Annotated in this window: 9 protein-coding genes; 5 read left to right on the top strand and 4 right to left on the bottom strand. The window is 45.5% G+C overall.

Annotated elements, in window-relative coordinates; translation table 11 throughout:
- Nucleotides 1-34: 34 nt before the first annotated feature.
- The 3 genes from narH to B3R91_RS09440 all read right to left on the bottom strand — a co-directional run bounded on the left by narH (nucleotide 35) and on the right by B3R91_RS09440 (nucleotide 7,170).
- A complete protein-coding gene (gene narH / locus B3R91_RS09450; protein WP_068404987.1) occupies nucleotides 35-1,573 on the bottom strand; it encodes a nitrate reductase subunit beta in 1,539 nt (512 codons plus the stop codon).
- Nucleotides 1,574-1,646: 73 nt separating this feature from the next.
- Complete coding sequence (locus B3R91_RS09445; RefSeq protein WP_286797389.1) at nucleotides 1,647-5,405, bottom strand: nitrate reductase subunit alpha; 3,759 nt, start codon at nucleotides 5,403-5,405, stop codon at nucleotides 1,647-1,649.
- A gap of 385 nt (nucleotides 5,406-5,790) precedes the next feature.
- Entirely contained in the window at nucleotides 5,791-7,170 is a 1,380-nt protein-coding gene (locus B3R91_RS09440; protein ID WP_200663285.1) for a NarK family nitrate/nitrite MFS transporter, read from the bottom strand.
- 287 nt (nucleotides 7,171-7,457) lie between these two features.
- On the opposite strand from B3R91_RS09440, the gene B3R91_RS09435 reads away from it, so the two are divergent.
- The 3 genes from B3R91_RS09435 (at nucleotide 7,458) to B3R91_RS09425 (ending at nucleotide 11,712) form a co-directional block, all read left to right on the top strand.
- The gene (locus B3R91_RS09435) at nucleotides 7,458-9,509 is read left to right on the top strand and encodes a histidine kinase (RefSeq protein ID WP_286797387.1); all 2,052 of its coding nucleotides are present in this window, start codon (nucleotides 7,458-7,460) and stop codon (nucleotides 9,507-9,509) included.
- A 133-nt stretch (nucleotides 9,510-9,642) separates the two neighbouring features.
- Entirely contained in the window at nucleotides 9,643-10,302 is a 660-nt protein-coding gene (narL, locus tag B3R91_RS09430; protein WP_191690532.1) for a two-component system response regulator NarL, read from the top strand.
- A gap of 165 nt (nucleotides 10,303-10,467) precedes the next feature.
- Nucleotides 10,468-11,712 carry a cytochrome P450 gene (locus B3R91_RS09425; protein ID WP_286797386.1) on the top strand — a complete coding sequence of 415 codons (1,245 nt, stop codon included), beginning with the start codon at nucleotides 10,468-10,470 and terminating at the stop codon, nucleotides 11,710-11,712.
- A gap of 102 nt (nucleotides 11,713-11,814) precedes the next feature.
- On the opposite strand, the gene B3R91_RS09420 is transcribed toward B3R91_RS09425, so the two are convergent.
- The gene (locus B3R91_RS09420) at nucleotides 11,815-13,293 is read right to left on the bottom strand and encodes an MFS transporter (protein ID WP_286797385.1); all 1,479 of its coding nucleotides are present in this window, start codon (nucleotides 13,291-13,293) and stop codon (nucleotides 11,815-11,817) included.
- Nucleotides 13,294-13,614: 321 nt separating this feature from the next.
- Here B3R91_RS09420 and B3R91_RS09415 point away from each other — a divergent pair, with 321 nt between their 5' ends.
- A complete protein-coding gene (locus B3R91_RS09415) occupies nucleotides 13,615-14,022 on the top strand; it encodes a DUF1971 domain-containing protein (RefSeq protein WP_286797384.1) in 408 nt (135 codons plus the stop codon).
- A 109-nt stretch (nucleotides 14,023-14,131) separates the two neighbouring features.
- Nucleotides 14,132-15,055, top strand: coding sequence for an HpcH/HpaI aldolase/citrate lyase family protein (locus B3R91_RS09410; protein ID WP_286797383.1), 924 nt, complete (start codon nucleotides 14,132-14,134; stop codon nucleotides 15,053-15,055).
- Nucleotides 15,056-15,434: the final 379 nt, after the last annotated feature.

Below are 15,434 nucleotides of genomic sequence, written 5' to 3'. Positions count from 1 at the left end.
GGAATGACTGTTAGGAAATTGAGTAGTTTGCATCTTATGACTCCCACTTTTGGACAGTATCGATGAAATCACGGCGATTGGCTTTACGTTGTCCAAACATACTGTTGTCAGAATGTCCTGAACAGCCTTCGCCAAAGGTGAAGCCGCAACCGTTACGCTCAGCAAAAGCGTCACTTAAGGCTTCTTCGCGGTGCGCGGTTGGAATGACAAAACGGTCTTCGTAATTGGCGATTGCCAAGTAGCGATACATCTCTTCTACTTGCAGTTTGGTCAGACCAACATCGTCCAAGATACTTTGCACTTCTTGTTTTTCTACCAATTGCATACGCTTATAACTACGCATCGCAAGTAGACGTTTTAGCGCCAAACGTACTGGCTCTTCATCGCCTGCGGTTAGCATATTGGCAAGATAGCGCAGCGGAATACGTAAGCTGTCAACATCCGGAATCAGACCATCCATACCAACTTTACCGGCTTCGGCGGCGTTCTGAATCGGTGATAATGGCGGTACATACCAAACCATCGGTAGCGTACGGTATTCAGGATGCAATGGCAGAGCAAGTTTCCAATCCATCGCCAGTTTATAAACAGGCGAGCGCTGGGCTGAATCAATCACCGATTGCGGTACGCCATCTTTTAGTGCTTGGGCGATGACCGCAGGATCATTAGGATCTAAGAACACATCCAACTGTGCTTGATAAAGGTCTTGCTCATTCGGGGTGCTAGCGGCTTCGGCGATTTTGTCGGCATCATAAAGTAGGACGCCTAAGTAGCGGATACGGCCAACACAGGTTTCAGAGCAAACTGTTGGCAGACCTGCTTCAATACGCGGATAACAAAAGATACATTTTTCAGATTTGCCCGATTTCCAGTTGTAGTAAATCTTTTTGTACGGGCAGCCTGAGATACACATACGCCAGCCGCGGCATTTTTCTTGGTCAATCAAGACAATGCCGTCTTCTTCACGCTTATAAATCGCGCCGCTTGGGCATGACGCCACGCAAGTTGGGTTCAAGCAATGCTCGCACAGACGCGGCAAGTACATCATAAAGGTGTTTTCGTACTGGCCATAAATATCGGCTTGGATGTTGTCAAAGTTTTTATCTTTACGGCGCTTTTCAAACTCTGAACCTAAGATTTCCTCCCAGTTCGGACCCCACTCAATCTTTTGCATACGCTTGCCAGTAATGGCTGAGCGCGGGCGGGCGATAGGCGAGTAGTTACCGAGCGGGGCAGTATGCAAATGCTGATAATCAAAATCAAAGGGTTCGTAATAATCATCAATCTCTGGCAAGTCAGGGTTGGCAAAAATATTTGCCAACACGCGGAACTTACCACCGATACGCGGGTTTATCGTGCCGTTGGCGTTACGTATCCAGCCGCCATTCCATTTATTTTGATTTTCCCACTCCTTGGGATAACCGATACCAGGCTTTGATTCAACGTTGTTGAACCACGCGTATTCCATGCCTTCACGGCTGGTCCAAACGTTTTTACAGGTGACCGAGCAGGTGTGACAACCGATACATTTATCGAGGTTAAGCACCATGCCGACTTGTGAACGAATTTTCATGGGGTGTGCTCCAAGCTTTTGTATAAAAGCAATTAATATAAGTACTTATCAGTAGCAATGTATAAACGTGCTATTAACCATCAAGGGTGGTTGGCAATGGGCGTGGTAACGAGTCATCGGGTTTTTCTTCCAACCAATCGATTTTCGACATTTTGCGAATCACCACGAACTCATCACGGTTACAACCGACAGTGCCATAGTAGTTAAAACCGTAAGACTGCTGCGCGTAGCTACCAATCATGTGCGTCGGTTTTAAGATAGTACGGGTCACTGAGTTGTGAATACCGCCGCGAATACCGGTTTGCTGCGAGCCTGGCACGTTGACCAATTTTTCTTGGGCGTGGTACATCATCGTCATGCCTTCTTTGACGCGCTGACTAACGATGGCGCGCGCGGTAATGGCACCGTTGGCGTTAAAGACTTCAATCCAGTCGTTATCGACGATACCGGCTTTTGCAGCATCGACTTCTGATAACCACACACAAGGACCACCGCGGCTCAGCGTCAGCATGAGCAAGTTTTCAGAGTAGGTACTGTGGATACCCCATTTTTGGTGCGGTGTTAAAAAGTTCAGCACAATCTCTTTATTACCATTGGGCTTGGTATTTTGGATAATCTCCGTCGTTTTGGTGTCGATAGGCGGACGATACTGCTGCATTTGCTCACCAAACGCCTGCATCCAAGGGTGATCTTGATAAAACTGTTGACGACCGGTAATGGTACGCCAAGGAATCAGCTCATGGACGTTGGTATAACCGGCGTTATAGCTCACTTCATCAGATTCAATACCCGACCACGTCGGGCTTGAGATGATTTTACGTGGCTGCGCAACGATATCTTTAAAGCGAATCTTTTCATGCTCACTGGATTTCGCCAAATGCGTATGGTCGCGACCGGTAAATTCAGACAATGCTGCCCAGCCTTTAACGGCGACGTGACCATTGGTTTCAGGAGCCAGCATCAAAATCATCTCAGACGCATTCACCGCGGTATTTAGACGAGGACGACCTTCAGAGATACCCGGCTCAGTGACACGGTGGTTTAAATCCCCCAGTTGTTTGACCTCGGTTTTCATGTCCCAATTCAAACCTTTTGAGCCATTGCCCAGTTTTTCTAAAGCCGGACCCATAGAGGTGAATTTCTTATAGGTATTGGGATAGTCACGCTCAACGATTTTAATCATCGGGCAGTTTTTACCTGGAACGGGTTTTTCGCCAGCGGTTTTCCAGTCGGTGCCACCAAATGGCTGCGCAAGCTCGCCTGGGCTATCATGCTGCATAGGCAGAGTAACCACGTCGGTTTCCACGCCCAAATGACCTTTTGATATCTCAGAGAAGCTCTTAGCAATGCCTTTATAAATCTCCCAATCCGATTTAGATTCCCAAGCAGGGTCGGTGGCGGCGGTTAATGGGTGAATAAACGGGTGCATGTCTGAGGTATTCATGTCGTCTTTTTCATACCAAGTTGCGGTCGGCAGGACGATATCAGAGTACAAACAGGTCGAGGACATACGGAAATCAAGTGTTACGACCAAATCAAGCTTGCCAGTAGGGCCTTTTTCTACCCAATCGACTTCTTTTGGCTGCAAATGACCCGTCGGGTTTTCTTCGTTAAGCAGACCGTTTCTGGTGCCCAAGAAGTAATGAAGCATATATTCATGACCCTTACCTGATGAACCCAAGAGGTTTGAGCGCCAAATAAACATATTGCGCGGGAAGTTCACAGGGTTGTCTGGAGACTCACAAGCAAAGCGTAAGCTGCCGTCTTCTAATGAGTCGACCACATACTCTTCCACGTCTTTACCGCTGGCTTTTGCGGCGGCGGCTATGGTCAATGGATTACGGTTGAGCTGCGGCGCTGATGGTAACCAACCTGCGCGCTCTGCTTGGATGTTGTAATCAAGCATGTGCTCTGGGAAGAATTTTTTATTGGCATTTGGCGAGAGAATCTCATGAGCTGAGATAGTTTCATGACGCCACTGTGAGCTGTGCTCATAAAAGAAGCTCGTGCCATTCATATGACGCGGCGGACGATGCCAATCAAGCGCAAAGGCTAATGGCAACCAGCCGGTTTGAGGGCGTAGTTTTTCTTGCCCAACATAATGCGCCCAGCCGCCACCAGATTTACCGATACAGCCGCACAGCATGAGCATATTAATCACGCCGCGATAGTTCATATCGAGGTGATACCAGTGGTTCATACCTGCGCCGATGATAATCATCGATTTACCATGAGTCTTATGGGCGTTTTCAGCAAACTCGCGAGCCACTTGAATCACGCGCTCACGGCTAAGACCAGTAATCACTTCTTGCCAAGCTGGCGTGCCCGGTACGCTTGCATCGTTATAATCATCGGTGACGTGCTCGCCGCCGACGCCATTGTCAACACCAAGGTTGGCCACGGTTAAATCAAATACAGTGGCGACGATAGCGGTGCTGCCATCGGCAAGGGTAATGGTTTTGCAAGGGACTGTTTTTTGCTGGATAGGCTCGCCTGGTACCGAGGTAAAATGCGGATGATCCACATGACCGAAGTAGTCAAAGCCCACGACACAAGTTTCAGCGCTGTCTTTTAAGGTTAGCGTCAGATCAATGTCTTCGCCTGTGGTACCGTTTTTTTGCTCAAGATTCCACTTGCCTTTTTCGCCCCAACGGTAGCCGATTGAGCCCAGCGGAGAGACCAATTCGCCGTCATTATTTAAAGCGATGGTTTTCCATTCAGGATTGTTTTCTTGACCCAAGTCATCGACCAAGTCAGAAGCACGCAGGTAGCGACCCGCACGGCGCGCGCCATCTTCACCTTCTAGCATTACAAGCACCGGCAAATCGGTATAACGTTTGGCGTAGTCTAAGAAGTAATCGCTTGGCTGTTTGAGATAAAACTCTTTGATAATGACATGACAAAACGCCTGCGCCACTGCCGCATCGGTACCTTGTTTAGGATTGAGCCATAAGTCGGTGAGCTTAGAGATTTCTGCATAGTCAGGGGTGATAGAGACGGTTTTCGTGCCTTTATAACGTACTTCGGTAAAGAAATGCGCATCTGGCGTCCGCGTTTGCGGCACGTTTGAGCCCCAAGCGATGATATAGTCAGAATTGTACCAATCGGCTGATTCTGGTACGTCGGTTTGCTCGCCCCAGACCATCGGTGATGACGGAGGTAAGTCACAATACCAGTCATAAAATGACAAACAAACACCGCCGATAAGCGATAAATAGCGGCTACCAGAGGCGTAACTGACCATCGACATCGCAGGAATCGGTGAGAAACCAATAATACGGTCCGGACCATAGACCTTTGCGGTATAGACGTTGCTAGCGGCGATAATCTCATTGACCTCCGCCCATGTCGACCGGATAAAACCACCCATACCACGCTTGGATTTGTACTGTTCCGCTTTGATAGGATCTTCTACGATACTCTGCCAGGCATCGACCGGATCAGGGAACTGCGCTTTAGCTTCGCGCCATAATTTGAGTAGCGGCTTACGTACCTTTGGATATTTGACACGGTTCGCTGAGTACATGTACCAGCTGTAGCTTGCGCCGCGCGGGCAGCCGCGTGGTTCGTGGTTTGGTAAGTCAGGGCGGGTTTCAGGATAGTCGGTTTGCTGGGTTTCCCACGTCACCAAGCCGTTTTTTACATAAATCTTCCACGAGCAAGAACCGGTACAGTTGACGCCATGCGTTGAGCGCACGATTTTGTCATATTGCCAACGGCTACGATACACGTTTTCCCAGTCACGAGACTCATCACGCGTCTCGCCGTGTCCATCGGAAAATTCGCCCTGTTTACGTTTAAAAAAACGGAATTGGTCGAGTAAATGGCTCATTTCGCTATCCTCTGTTTTATTGCCTATGGTGTATCTAAAGCTGAGTGCCGCATGCTGGTATCGTCGTACTTGATTCGATATTGATATGCACCTAAGCCGTAAATATTATTTCAATAGCGTCATTTTAAGTAAGCCATAGCACCCTTACTATCCGCTAACATGAGCAGAGCACTACCACCTTAGTAGTAGCTGCTAAAAATGAAAGCACTGGAAAATGGCGGCTAAATAGCTGCTCAGTGACGGCGTGTGACGCTGATTGTTAAGCCAATCATGAGCAGTAAAAATTTAAAATAAAAAAAGTGCTACTTACATGGGCAAGTAGCACTTTATAGATTTAGTTTTGCTTGTATAAAAGTCGCTTTAAAGGACTTATAACACAGCCGTTTTAGCAAGGAATCTCAGCATTCGGGCGGCTGTAATACCACCATGTCAACACAATACAGAGGACATAAAAGATGATTAAGGAGATAAAGGTGCCATCGATACCCAGCCCTGAGCCGAACATTTTTGGCACAAAGAAAGCGCCATAAGCGGCAACCGCTGAGGTAAAGCCGACCACTGCTGCTGACTCTTTACGTATCTCGACAAACAGCTCTTCTGTACCCGCTTTTTCAGGCTCACGGCGGTCATGAAAGGTTCTAAAAATAACCGGAATCATGGTAAAGGTTGAGCCGTTACCGATACCAGTGGTAATAAAGAGCACCATAAAGGAGATAAAGTAGCCGACAAAGCTGCCGTCACTGGTCTCACTAGGTAAGAAGTACATCACCGCTAGTACCGCTAGTACCATCACGATATAGTTCCAAAACGTGACCTTTGCGCCGCTAGTTTTATCAGATATCCAGCCCCCTAATGGGCGAAATAGCGCACCAACCAAAGGCCCTAAAAAGGCAAATTTAAGTGCGTCAATAGCAGGGAAGGAGTTTTTAATCAACATCGGGAAGGCAGCAGAAAAGCCAATAAAAGAGCCAAACGTCGCCATATAAAGGATACACATAATCCAGTTATGTTTGCGTTTAAAGATAACCGATTGGTCTTTGAACGACGCTTTAGCAGTGGCGATATCGTTCATGCCAAACCAAGCCAATGCCGTAAATAGCAAGATAAAGGGTACCCAAATAAAGCCTGCATTTTGTAGATAAAATAATCGACCGCTGTCAGATACTTGTGGATCGCCGCCCAAGCTACCAAAAGCGCCAATTAAGATAATCATCGGTACCACAAACTGCATGACAGAGACGCCTAGATTACCCAAACCAGCGTTTAGGCCAAGCGCTGTACCTTGTTCGGCTTTTGGATAAAAGAACGAAATATTAGACATAGACGACGCAAAGTTACCACCGCCAAAGCCGCACAGTAGGGCGATAATGGCAAATATAATAAACGGTGTATCAGGGTTTTGTACCGCAAAGCCCATCCATAATGCTGGTATTAATAAAGATAAGGTGGAGATCGCTGTCCAACGACGTCCACCAAAAATAGGTACCATAAAAGAATAAAAAATCCGCAGCGTCGCCCCTGACAGCCCCGGTAGCGCGGCTAGCCAAAATAGCTGTCCGCCATCAAAATCAAAGCCAATCTCTGGCAAGCGCACGATGACCGCACTCCATACCATCCATACTGCAAACGCCAATAGCAAAGATGGAATAGATATCCATAAATTTCGCGTGGCGACTTTTTTGCCGCCGCCTTGCCAAAACTCTTCTACTTCAGGTCGCCAGTCAGTAATGAGCGTACCACCTTTGAAGTTGTATTTATTGCCCATACTCTTCCTCACTTATTGTCTTTATAAAAATAAGTATTTATAAAAAATGATAACTCACGGTACTTTGTTATCGGGGTAATGAGTATTCATACATAGTGGTATACTGATGGCTAAAAGAGGTATATTAGGGGTGGATTTAATACCAAAAGTTTGGTTTTTTAATGATTAATAAGCGCATTTGTTATTTTAAATACGGATGGTTTTGAATGTCGACGGTTTTAAAATGAACAATTTTAATAGTGTTATTTATCCCCTGTTTTCGCTAATTTGCTAGGTGAATGCCATTCATGAGGTCTAAACAACACAGACAGTCTTTATCGCTGCATGCTTGGGGCGCTATTTTGATCATAGCCACCTTAGCGGTGATGTCTACGCTAGGAAGTGGTGCACTGGCATGGGGGGCAAGGTCGGATGCTGAGGCCATTAATGTGGCAGGTTCGGTGCGTATGGCAACTTACCGTCTCAATTTTCAGATAGCCACGGATTTTTCAGATGACCATCCTTTTAGTCCAAGTTTACATGTTGGACAAAACAGCGTAGGCGATAAAACCAATGAGCAGAGCGCCAAACAAGATAAATTAGACTTTGCCAATAAAACCACCGCTGAAAAGATAGATATTCTCAGCCGCGATATGGAAAATCGACTCGAAGAATTGCAAGTCTATCAGCTGACGAGCGCCAATCGACATGTGCGCATCAATGAGCAGCTTAAAGAGATAAAAGAGCAGTGGTATCAAGATTTAAAGCCAGCGTTATTGGCGCAAGATAAGCAAGGGTTTTATAGCGTCTCGTCGCGTTATATCGAAGATGTCAATGACTTCGTCGGTGAGCTGCAATACCGAAACGAGCAGCGCCAGACATGGCAACAAAACTTACAAATCCTCTCATTGCTGCTTATCGCTATTATCGTATTAATCGGCATGCGCCGTTTGCAAAAATCGGTACTCCTGCCCATTCAGCAATTGATTAAAGCCAATAACCAATTTAAACGAGGACAGACCCAGACGCGCGTATCCATCAAAGGCTACCGAGAATTTGAAGTATTGGGCAGCGCATTTAATGACATGGCAGGCACGATTGAAACCTATCAGCGCTCGCTTGAGAGTGAAGTACAAATAAAAACTCAGCATTTGGTCACAGCCAATCAAGTGCTATCGCTGTTTTATGACTTTTCAAAATCGCTGACCACCAGCCAAGTGAGCTTATACCAGCTCGATGACTTGATTGCAGACTTTAGCAAAGCGCTGCCGCATTTAGAATTTACCTTGTGTATTCAAAATAAATATATCACCAATAAAAATGCTATCGTGCTGCACGGCGAAAAAATGAAAGAGCTGTGCAAAAAACTGAGCTGTGAAAGCTGTGGCATTAAAAATGGCGAGCATACCAAGTCTTATCCTATCGTCCATCAGCAAGAAACCTTTGGGGAATTGCGCGTACGACCAAAGTCGACGCTGGTCATGAATCGCTCTTTTGTCACGGATGGCGACGATAATGCTGATAATCATAGCAATATAACGGCAGAACAGCGTATTCAAATGACCGAAGCGGGCAGCATTTTCCCGTTTGTCAGTGCCGAGTTGGATGTACAAAATGACGAGCTGATTGTGGCGCTGACCAATTTAATCAGTACCGCCTTATCACTGCGCAAACAAAGACAGCAAGAGCATCAGCTGATTTTGTTTGAAGAACGCTCAACCATTGCCAGAGAATTGCATGATTCCTTGGCGCAGTCGTTGTCTTATTTAAAAATCCAAGTCAGCGTTCTTGAGCGACATCTAAAAAATGCGGGCAGTAAGCCAGTACAAGCGCCTGTTTATCAAAACATTGAGCAGATAAAAATAGGTCTGGGCTCCGCTTATCAGCAGCTAAGAGACTTGTTGGTGACGTTCCGCTTGACTATTGATAATGATAATTTTGATGAAGCACTGCGTGATGCTGCCAGTGAGTTTGCCTCAAAAGGCAATTTTAATATGACCGTGCACAATCGGATTATGACGCTCAATTTAAGCGCCACTGAACAGATAGATTTGATACAGATTGCCAGAGAGGCGTTATCAAACATCAGCCGTCACGCCAAAGCAAAAAACGTAGAGATTCAATTGGCGTACGAGGACGGTGATAAATATATCGTTATGAGTATCATCGATGATGGCGTTGGCATGTCAGGAAGTGTCGATCAAACCCAACACCACGGCCTCATCATTATGAAAGAGCGCGCCCACAACATCGGCGGTGAGCTTATTGTCACAGACAATCAACCGCAGGGTACCATCGTCACGGTCAGATTTGCGCCCAACTTCTTTGATGAAAAAAATACCCAAGACGCTTATTTATAATCGAATAAAATCACCCTTTTAGAGAATAGGTTTATCATTTTCGCTGTTTTTACTTTGCCATTTTTTGATTTTTTAAGCAGTTTTTTTGAGTAAGAGAGTTTTTGTACCATTTTTTCTAATTTGTGAGTATGTTATGAGCACTAAAGTTTATACCAGCATGTCGCCTGCGCGTCTATTATTGGTCGATGACCATCCGATGTTACGCCGCGGCATCTCTGAATTACTAAGCCTTGAGGACGATGTCGAAGTCGTTGGCGAAGCCAGTAATGGTCAAGAAGCATTGGCATTTTTAGAAAATAACGACGTGGATTTGGTGATACTTGATCATAAAATGCCGGTACTGACCGGTATCGAAACTTTACGAGAAATCAAAGCCAGAAATATCAATACCAAGACCGTGTTATTCACGGTTTCAGATAGCGGCGAGGATGTCCAAGAGGCATTAAAATTGGGCGTCGATGGTTATCTACTAAAAGATATGGAGCCTGAGCTGATTATCATTGATATCAGAAAAATCCTGCGCGGCGAGCTGGTCATCAGTCCAAACCTTGCCTCGATACTTGCCCAAACCTTGCGCACACCCAGTATCGAAGATATCGCCAGTAATTTGACCAGCCGAGAGCTGCAAGTGATTCAGATGATTGCTGAAGGGCTGAGTAATAAAATGATTGCCAATAACTTAGATATTGCCGAGTCGACAGTAAAAGTCCATGTCAAACATATCCTCAATAAAACGGGTCTGCGCACGCGTGTAGAAGCGGCGGTGTGGACGGTCAATCATTTATCTAAATAAAGAAAGCTTTAAGCGTGACTTCCTTATCCATTACTTCCTTGTTCATTAAAAACTTATGGATTTGCGTGTATGATGGTTATTGTTTATAAAGCTGCCTAGCAGTATAAACTCAATATGTAGAGGATTGAGAGGCGCTACAAAACCGAATACCTGCTGTAAGGATTTATGATGACATCCCACTTATTTGACCAAAAAACCGTTCATGCGACTGCTGAGGTCACTATTTGTAAAGACAGTGATTTGCGCGCCCTGACCGATAACTTACGGCAAGCGCATGATGTCATAAAAAATAATGACGCAGGGGAGTGGGTGTTACTACGCCATGCAGATGTGGTGGCGGCGGCTTTAGATGATAAGCGTTTTTCCAGTCAGGTGTCGCGTTTTTTGCAAGTACCCAATGGTTTGGACGGCGCAGAGCACGAGCATTTTAGGGCGCTGATTGATGGTTATCTTAGTAAAGAAGCGTTACTGCCTTATGTCTCTATTTTTGACAAGGTCGCAACAGAATTGATGAGTGAGCTACCAAAAGGTAAAATGCTCAATGCAGTCGATGATATCGGCGCGGTATTTGCGGTCCGCGCGCAGTGCGCGTGGCTTGGCTGGCCTACTGAATTAGAACCGAAACTTTTACAGTGGATGCGCAATAATCACAGCGCTACTCGCTCAAAAGACGACGTAAAAATGGCAAAAGTCGCGCAAGACTTCGATGATATTATCCGCTCGGTGTTACAGCCGTACCGCAATACTGACGAAGTGGCTGGCATGTTTAAAGCGAGCACTGCTGGAAACAACATCGCTAAAAACAATATCGCTAAAAACAGCCTTGATATGAATAGCGTCACCGCTCAATTGTGCCGTGAGCGCATCGATGGGCGGGAGCTGAGCGAAGCCGAACTGGTGTCTATTTTGCGTAATTGGACTGGCGGCGATTTGGGGTCTATCGCTTTGTGTGTCGGCGTTATCATCGCTCATATTGTCAAGCATCCTGAGCAAGTAAACTTCTGGTCACGAGCTACTGATAGCGAACTTGAGGCTATCATCGACGAGATATTACGAATTGACGATCCTTTCGTCTCAAACCGCCGTATCACTACGTGTCCCGTCTCTATTGGTGCGCACAAGCTACCCAAAGGTGCGCGCGTACAGTTAAACTGGACGTCAGCCAATCGCGACGAAGCGGTGTTTGGTGACAATGATTTCGACCCTCAAAAGCATGGCGCTGCTAACGTGGTTTATGGTATCGGCAAGCACGTTTGCCCAGGACGCCTGCTTGCTACTTGGCAGCTTAGAATTGCTACTCAAGCACTATTAGCCCATTTCACAGATATCACCTTAGCGGCGGGTTTTTCTTTGGAGCGTGAGCAGCCACCATTGGGCGGTTATAGACATGTGCCTGTGGTGCTATCTTAAATCGTTTCATCTTATATTGAGATAAATATCGCCCTCATTAAAAAACCCACTTAACGTTTGCTAAGTGGGTTTTTGTTTTCGATAAAAAGCTATTATGAATAATTAGCCTTGTTCTGCAGCAATCTGACGATCGACAGAGGACATTTTATATTCATCACCAAAGGCATCTTCGGGCTCTGCCAACCAAAAATAACACACAATCCACGCGACAAATGCGCCAAACGCGATGATATAAAAGAACTGATTGGGCTCTACAAAGGTGTAAATAAATAAGTAAAATACCGCGCCCACGTTCCCATAAGCGCCTGCCATACCTGATATCTGACCGGTCAGACGACGTTTAATCGAGGGAATGATACCAAAGGTCGCGCCTTCGGCCCCTTGTACAAATACCGAGCACAAAATGGTAAACACCACGGCGATAAATAACGGCCACTCGGCATTAAGCACGCCCATCAGCACAAAACCAATGCCGATACCAAACATATAAACCAACATCACCAAACGGCGATTACCGATTTTGTCAGAGATATAGCCGCCAAGTGGCCGCGCCCATAAGTTAACAAAGGCAAAGGTAGAGGCAATCAAACCAGCCGCCGTTGGATCAAGTTTCCAAGTTGCGGCAAAGAACATCGGCAGCATAGAAACCACCGCCAGTTCTGCACCAAAGTTAGCAAAATAGCTGACGTTTAGCGCCGCTACCGATTTAAAGGGGTATTTATCATCTTCTGGAATACCGGCTTTAATCACAGGTACGTTGATGCTAATGGCTTTATAGATTTGGTAAATGACCATCACTATAATGACGCTATAACAAATAATACCGCCAGTGGCACTTAAAAAACCCATCGCTTGGGTACGATACACCAGCAGCGATAAGACGCCGTATAAAGGAATGATAAATAAGCAATATAACCACAAATCCTTCCACGTCGATACTTCTAACGCGCCCGCTTTGCGAGATTTTTTATGGGTACCAACTTCTGGCCCGTCGGTGATTAAAAACCAATAGGCCACGCCGTATAAGGCCATTAACAAACCTGATAGCGCAATTGCCCAGCGCCAGCCATCGTCGCCGCCAAAGAACTGCAAAGCAACGGTTGGAATGGTAATCGCCGCCGCCGCTGAACCAAAGTTGCCCCAGCCAGCATAAAAACCTTCGGCAAAACCGATGTCTTTTGGCTTAAACCATAAAGTGGTCATATGAATACCGACGACGAAACCGGCTCCGACGATCGACATAAATAAGCGCGAGACGAATAGCTGGGTTGCCGAGTTACCAAACGCAAAAAACCACGTCGGTATCGCCATCACGACCATCAGGATAGAAAACACACGCCGCGGACCAAAACGGTCCAATGCCATGCCGACGATAACCCGCCCAGGAATCGTTAGCGCGACGTTGGCGATTAAAAATAATTTGATGTGGTCAGGGGTCAGATAGCTTTCTGTCTGTAGCATCGATGTTGCCAGCGGTGCCATATTAAACCAGACATAAAAGGTGAGGAAAAAAGCAATCCACGTATAGTGCAGCGCCCTGATATCACGGCGCTCAAGCTCAAGTAATTCTTTGGCATGCATAATAATGTCCCCATTATAAATTCTGATGCTGGTAATGGATACAAAATAGCAATAATGGGGCAGCATCACCATTGAGCGAAAGCAGTATAGGGCGTAGTTTGTATACTACTTATGGATAGGGCGACCGTTAATGGGGCGGCGATCGCATTTAAGGTGTTACATTTTTATAGATAGTCAAAACATACAAAGCTAGTAAAAGCTTTTAAAAGGTGCTATTTTATATTAATGATAATTATTCTCAATTACACACTTAACCGCATAGTGGTTTTAAGGCAGATTGAGATAAAAATCTATACTCAGCAAACCAGCTAAGGAGTTATCATGAGTTCTGATACCCAAACCAATACTAATCCCGTCATTCCAAGCCATTGGAAAATCAAACGTTCGACACACTTCTTCACCAAAGATAAAGTACCCAATGCTTTATTGACCCATCACAATACGGCTGAGGGCGTTTACGGCCAAATCTGTGTCATGCAAGGTACGGTGACTTTTTATGGTTTCGCTGACGAAGCGGCCACTGAGCCAGAAAAAACAGTCGTTATCAACGCCGGACAGTTTGCGGTCAGTCCACCGCAATATTGGCACCGCGTAGAGTTAAGCGATGATGCTCAGTTTAATATCAACTTTTGGACAGAAGGCGATACTGGCAATAAATCGATGTTTAATAGCTCCAAAATCCATAGTAAACCTATCGAAAAGTTATTTGATAAACCAGAGGAATCTTAATATCCAGCGTTATAACCAACTAGCGTTATTAGGCTATGACAAGCGCTTTTGTCGTGGCACAATAACGTTAAGTGTTTATATGATGAATATCTACCTCTAGGAATCGAGCATGTTACCTTCTAGCAATCCATCTGCCCATAAAAATACGAGTATCGATACCAATACTGAATCGCCAATTTACCGAGCTGTTATCAAATCACTTGCTGATACTAAGACGTGGTTGTTTGTGCCAGCAACGCGCATAGATCGGGTAGAAAAAGCCTTTGCTAGCGGGGCAGATGCAGTGATTGTTGATTTAGAAGATGCGGTTGCGCAAGCAGACAAGGCCCAAGCTCGTGCGGCATTAAAAGCCTACTATGCTGCTGAGCATGAGGCGCAAGGCTATCGCCCGATTTGGCTACGTATCAATCAAGCGAGTAGTGCTGAATTTGCCAAAGATTTGGTGCTATGTCAGCAGTTGCCAAAGCTGGCAGGCGTCCTATTAGCAAAAGCGGAGCAGGCAGCAGATATAGAGAAAGTTAACCAAGAAACGGGTCTGCCGGTGATTGCAGTGATAGAAAATGCTATTGGTTTATATCGTGCCGATGAGATAGCAGAAGCGCACGGTATGGTGGCATTTAGCTACGGCTTTTTAGACCTATGCAATGATTTACAGGTACAGGTGGGCACAGCATCAGCCGATATCATCGCCAATCAAATTCGTTATCAGCTTATTTTAACCTCAAAAGTCCATCAACTGCTCGCACCGATTGATAGCGTGTATGCGGACTTTGATGACAGCGCGGGACTGCACAAGCGTGTGCAGCTATGGTCACAGATGGGTATGTCGGGCATGCTTTGTATCCATCCTAAGCAAGTCGATATTGTTAAAGAAGCCCTGCAACCAACTGAGAGTGAGATTGAATTTGCGCAGCGAGTAGTCGCAGAATACGAACGCAGTGGGCAAGCCATCTTTAAAGTGGACGGTAATATGGTCGATGCGCCGGTGATTGAGCGCAGTCATCAGCTACTATTAAATCGTCTGAGTAATTAATAAGTATTCCTAATAAAAGACCAGATAACTTCATTTATCTGGTTTTTTTATGTTTTTGCATTAGGTATAAGTAACTTGCTACTCGAGTTTCTCTCTCTAAATTTGGTTATAAATGAAGGACTTCACTCGTGATTTGATAAAAGTGAACCGCGCAGTTTATAAGAAACATAAAAATAAGCAAAAATAACTCTTAACATTCATATTAAATGAATGTTAAAATGTTTCCAATTTGATGCTAGATGTAAATATACATCAAATAGGTTTAGCGCATGAAGCGATAAAATCTATTCATTAACTCTAATGTCATCAAAGATTTAAGCCTTTAATCCCAGCTTTTATTGTGCTTTATTCTTAATCCCAAGACTAAAGTATCACTCAG

The sequence above is a fragment of the Psychrobacter sp. UBA6291 genome (genome assembly GCF_002439405.1).
Classification (GTDB): domain Bacteria; phylum Pseudomonadota; class Gammaproteobacteria; order Pseudomonadales; family Moraxellaceae; genus Psychrobacter; species Psychrobacter faecalis.
Note: the sequence above shows the minus strand (reverse complement) of the source record. Positions and strands in the feature narration are given on the sequence as shown.

Excerpts from the sequence above, each read along its gene's own strand:
- narH (WP_068404987.1), bottom strand. The coding sequence starts at position 1,573 with ATGAAAATTCGTTCACAAGTCGGCATGGTGCTTAACCTCGATAAATGT.
- B3R91_RS09445 (WP_286797389.1), bottom strand. The coding sequence starts at position 5,405 with ATGAGCCATTTACTCGACCAATTCCGTTTTTTTAAACGTAAACAGGGC.
- B3R91_RS09440 (WP_200663285.1), bottom strand. The coding sequence starts at position 7,170 with ATGGGCAATAAATACAACTTCAAAGGTGGTACGCTCATTACTGACTGG.
- B3R91_RS09435 (WP_286797387.1), top strand. The coding sequence starts at position 7,458 with ATGAGGTCTAAACAACACAGACAGTCTTTATCGCTGCATGCTTGGGGC.
- narL (WP_191690532.1), top strand. The coding sequence starts at position 9,643 with ATGAGCACTAAAGTTTATACCAGCATGTCGCCTGCGCGTCTATTATTG.
- B3R91_RS09425 (WP_286797386.1), top strand. The coding sequence starts at position 10,468 with ATGATGACATCCCACTTATTTGACCAAAAAACCGTTCATGCGACTGCT.
- B3R91_RS09420 (WP_286797385.1), bottom strand. The coding sequence starts at position 13,293 with ATGCATGCCAAAGAATTACTTGAGCTTGAGCGCCGTGATATCAGGGCG.
- B3R91_RS09415 (WP_286797384.1), top strand. The coding sequence starts at position 13,615 with ATGAGTTCTGATACCCAAACCAATACTAATCCCGTCATTCCAAGCCAT.
- B3R91_RS09410 (WP_286797383.1), top strand. The coding sequence starts at position 14,132 with ATGTTACCTTCTAGCAATCCATCTGCCCATAAAAATACGAGTATCGAT.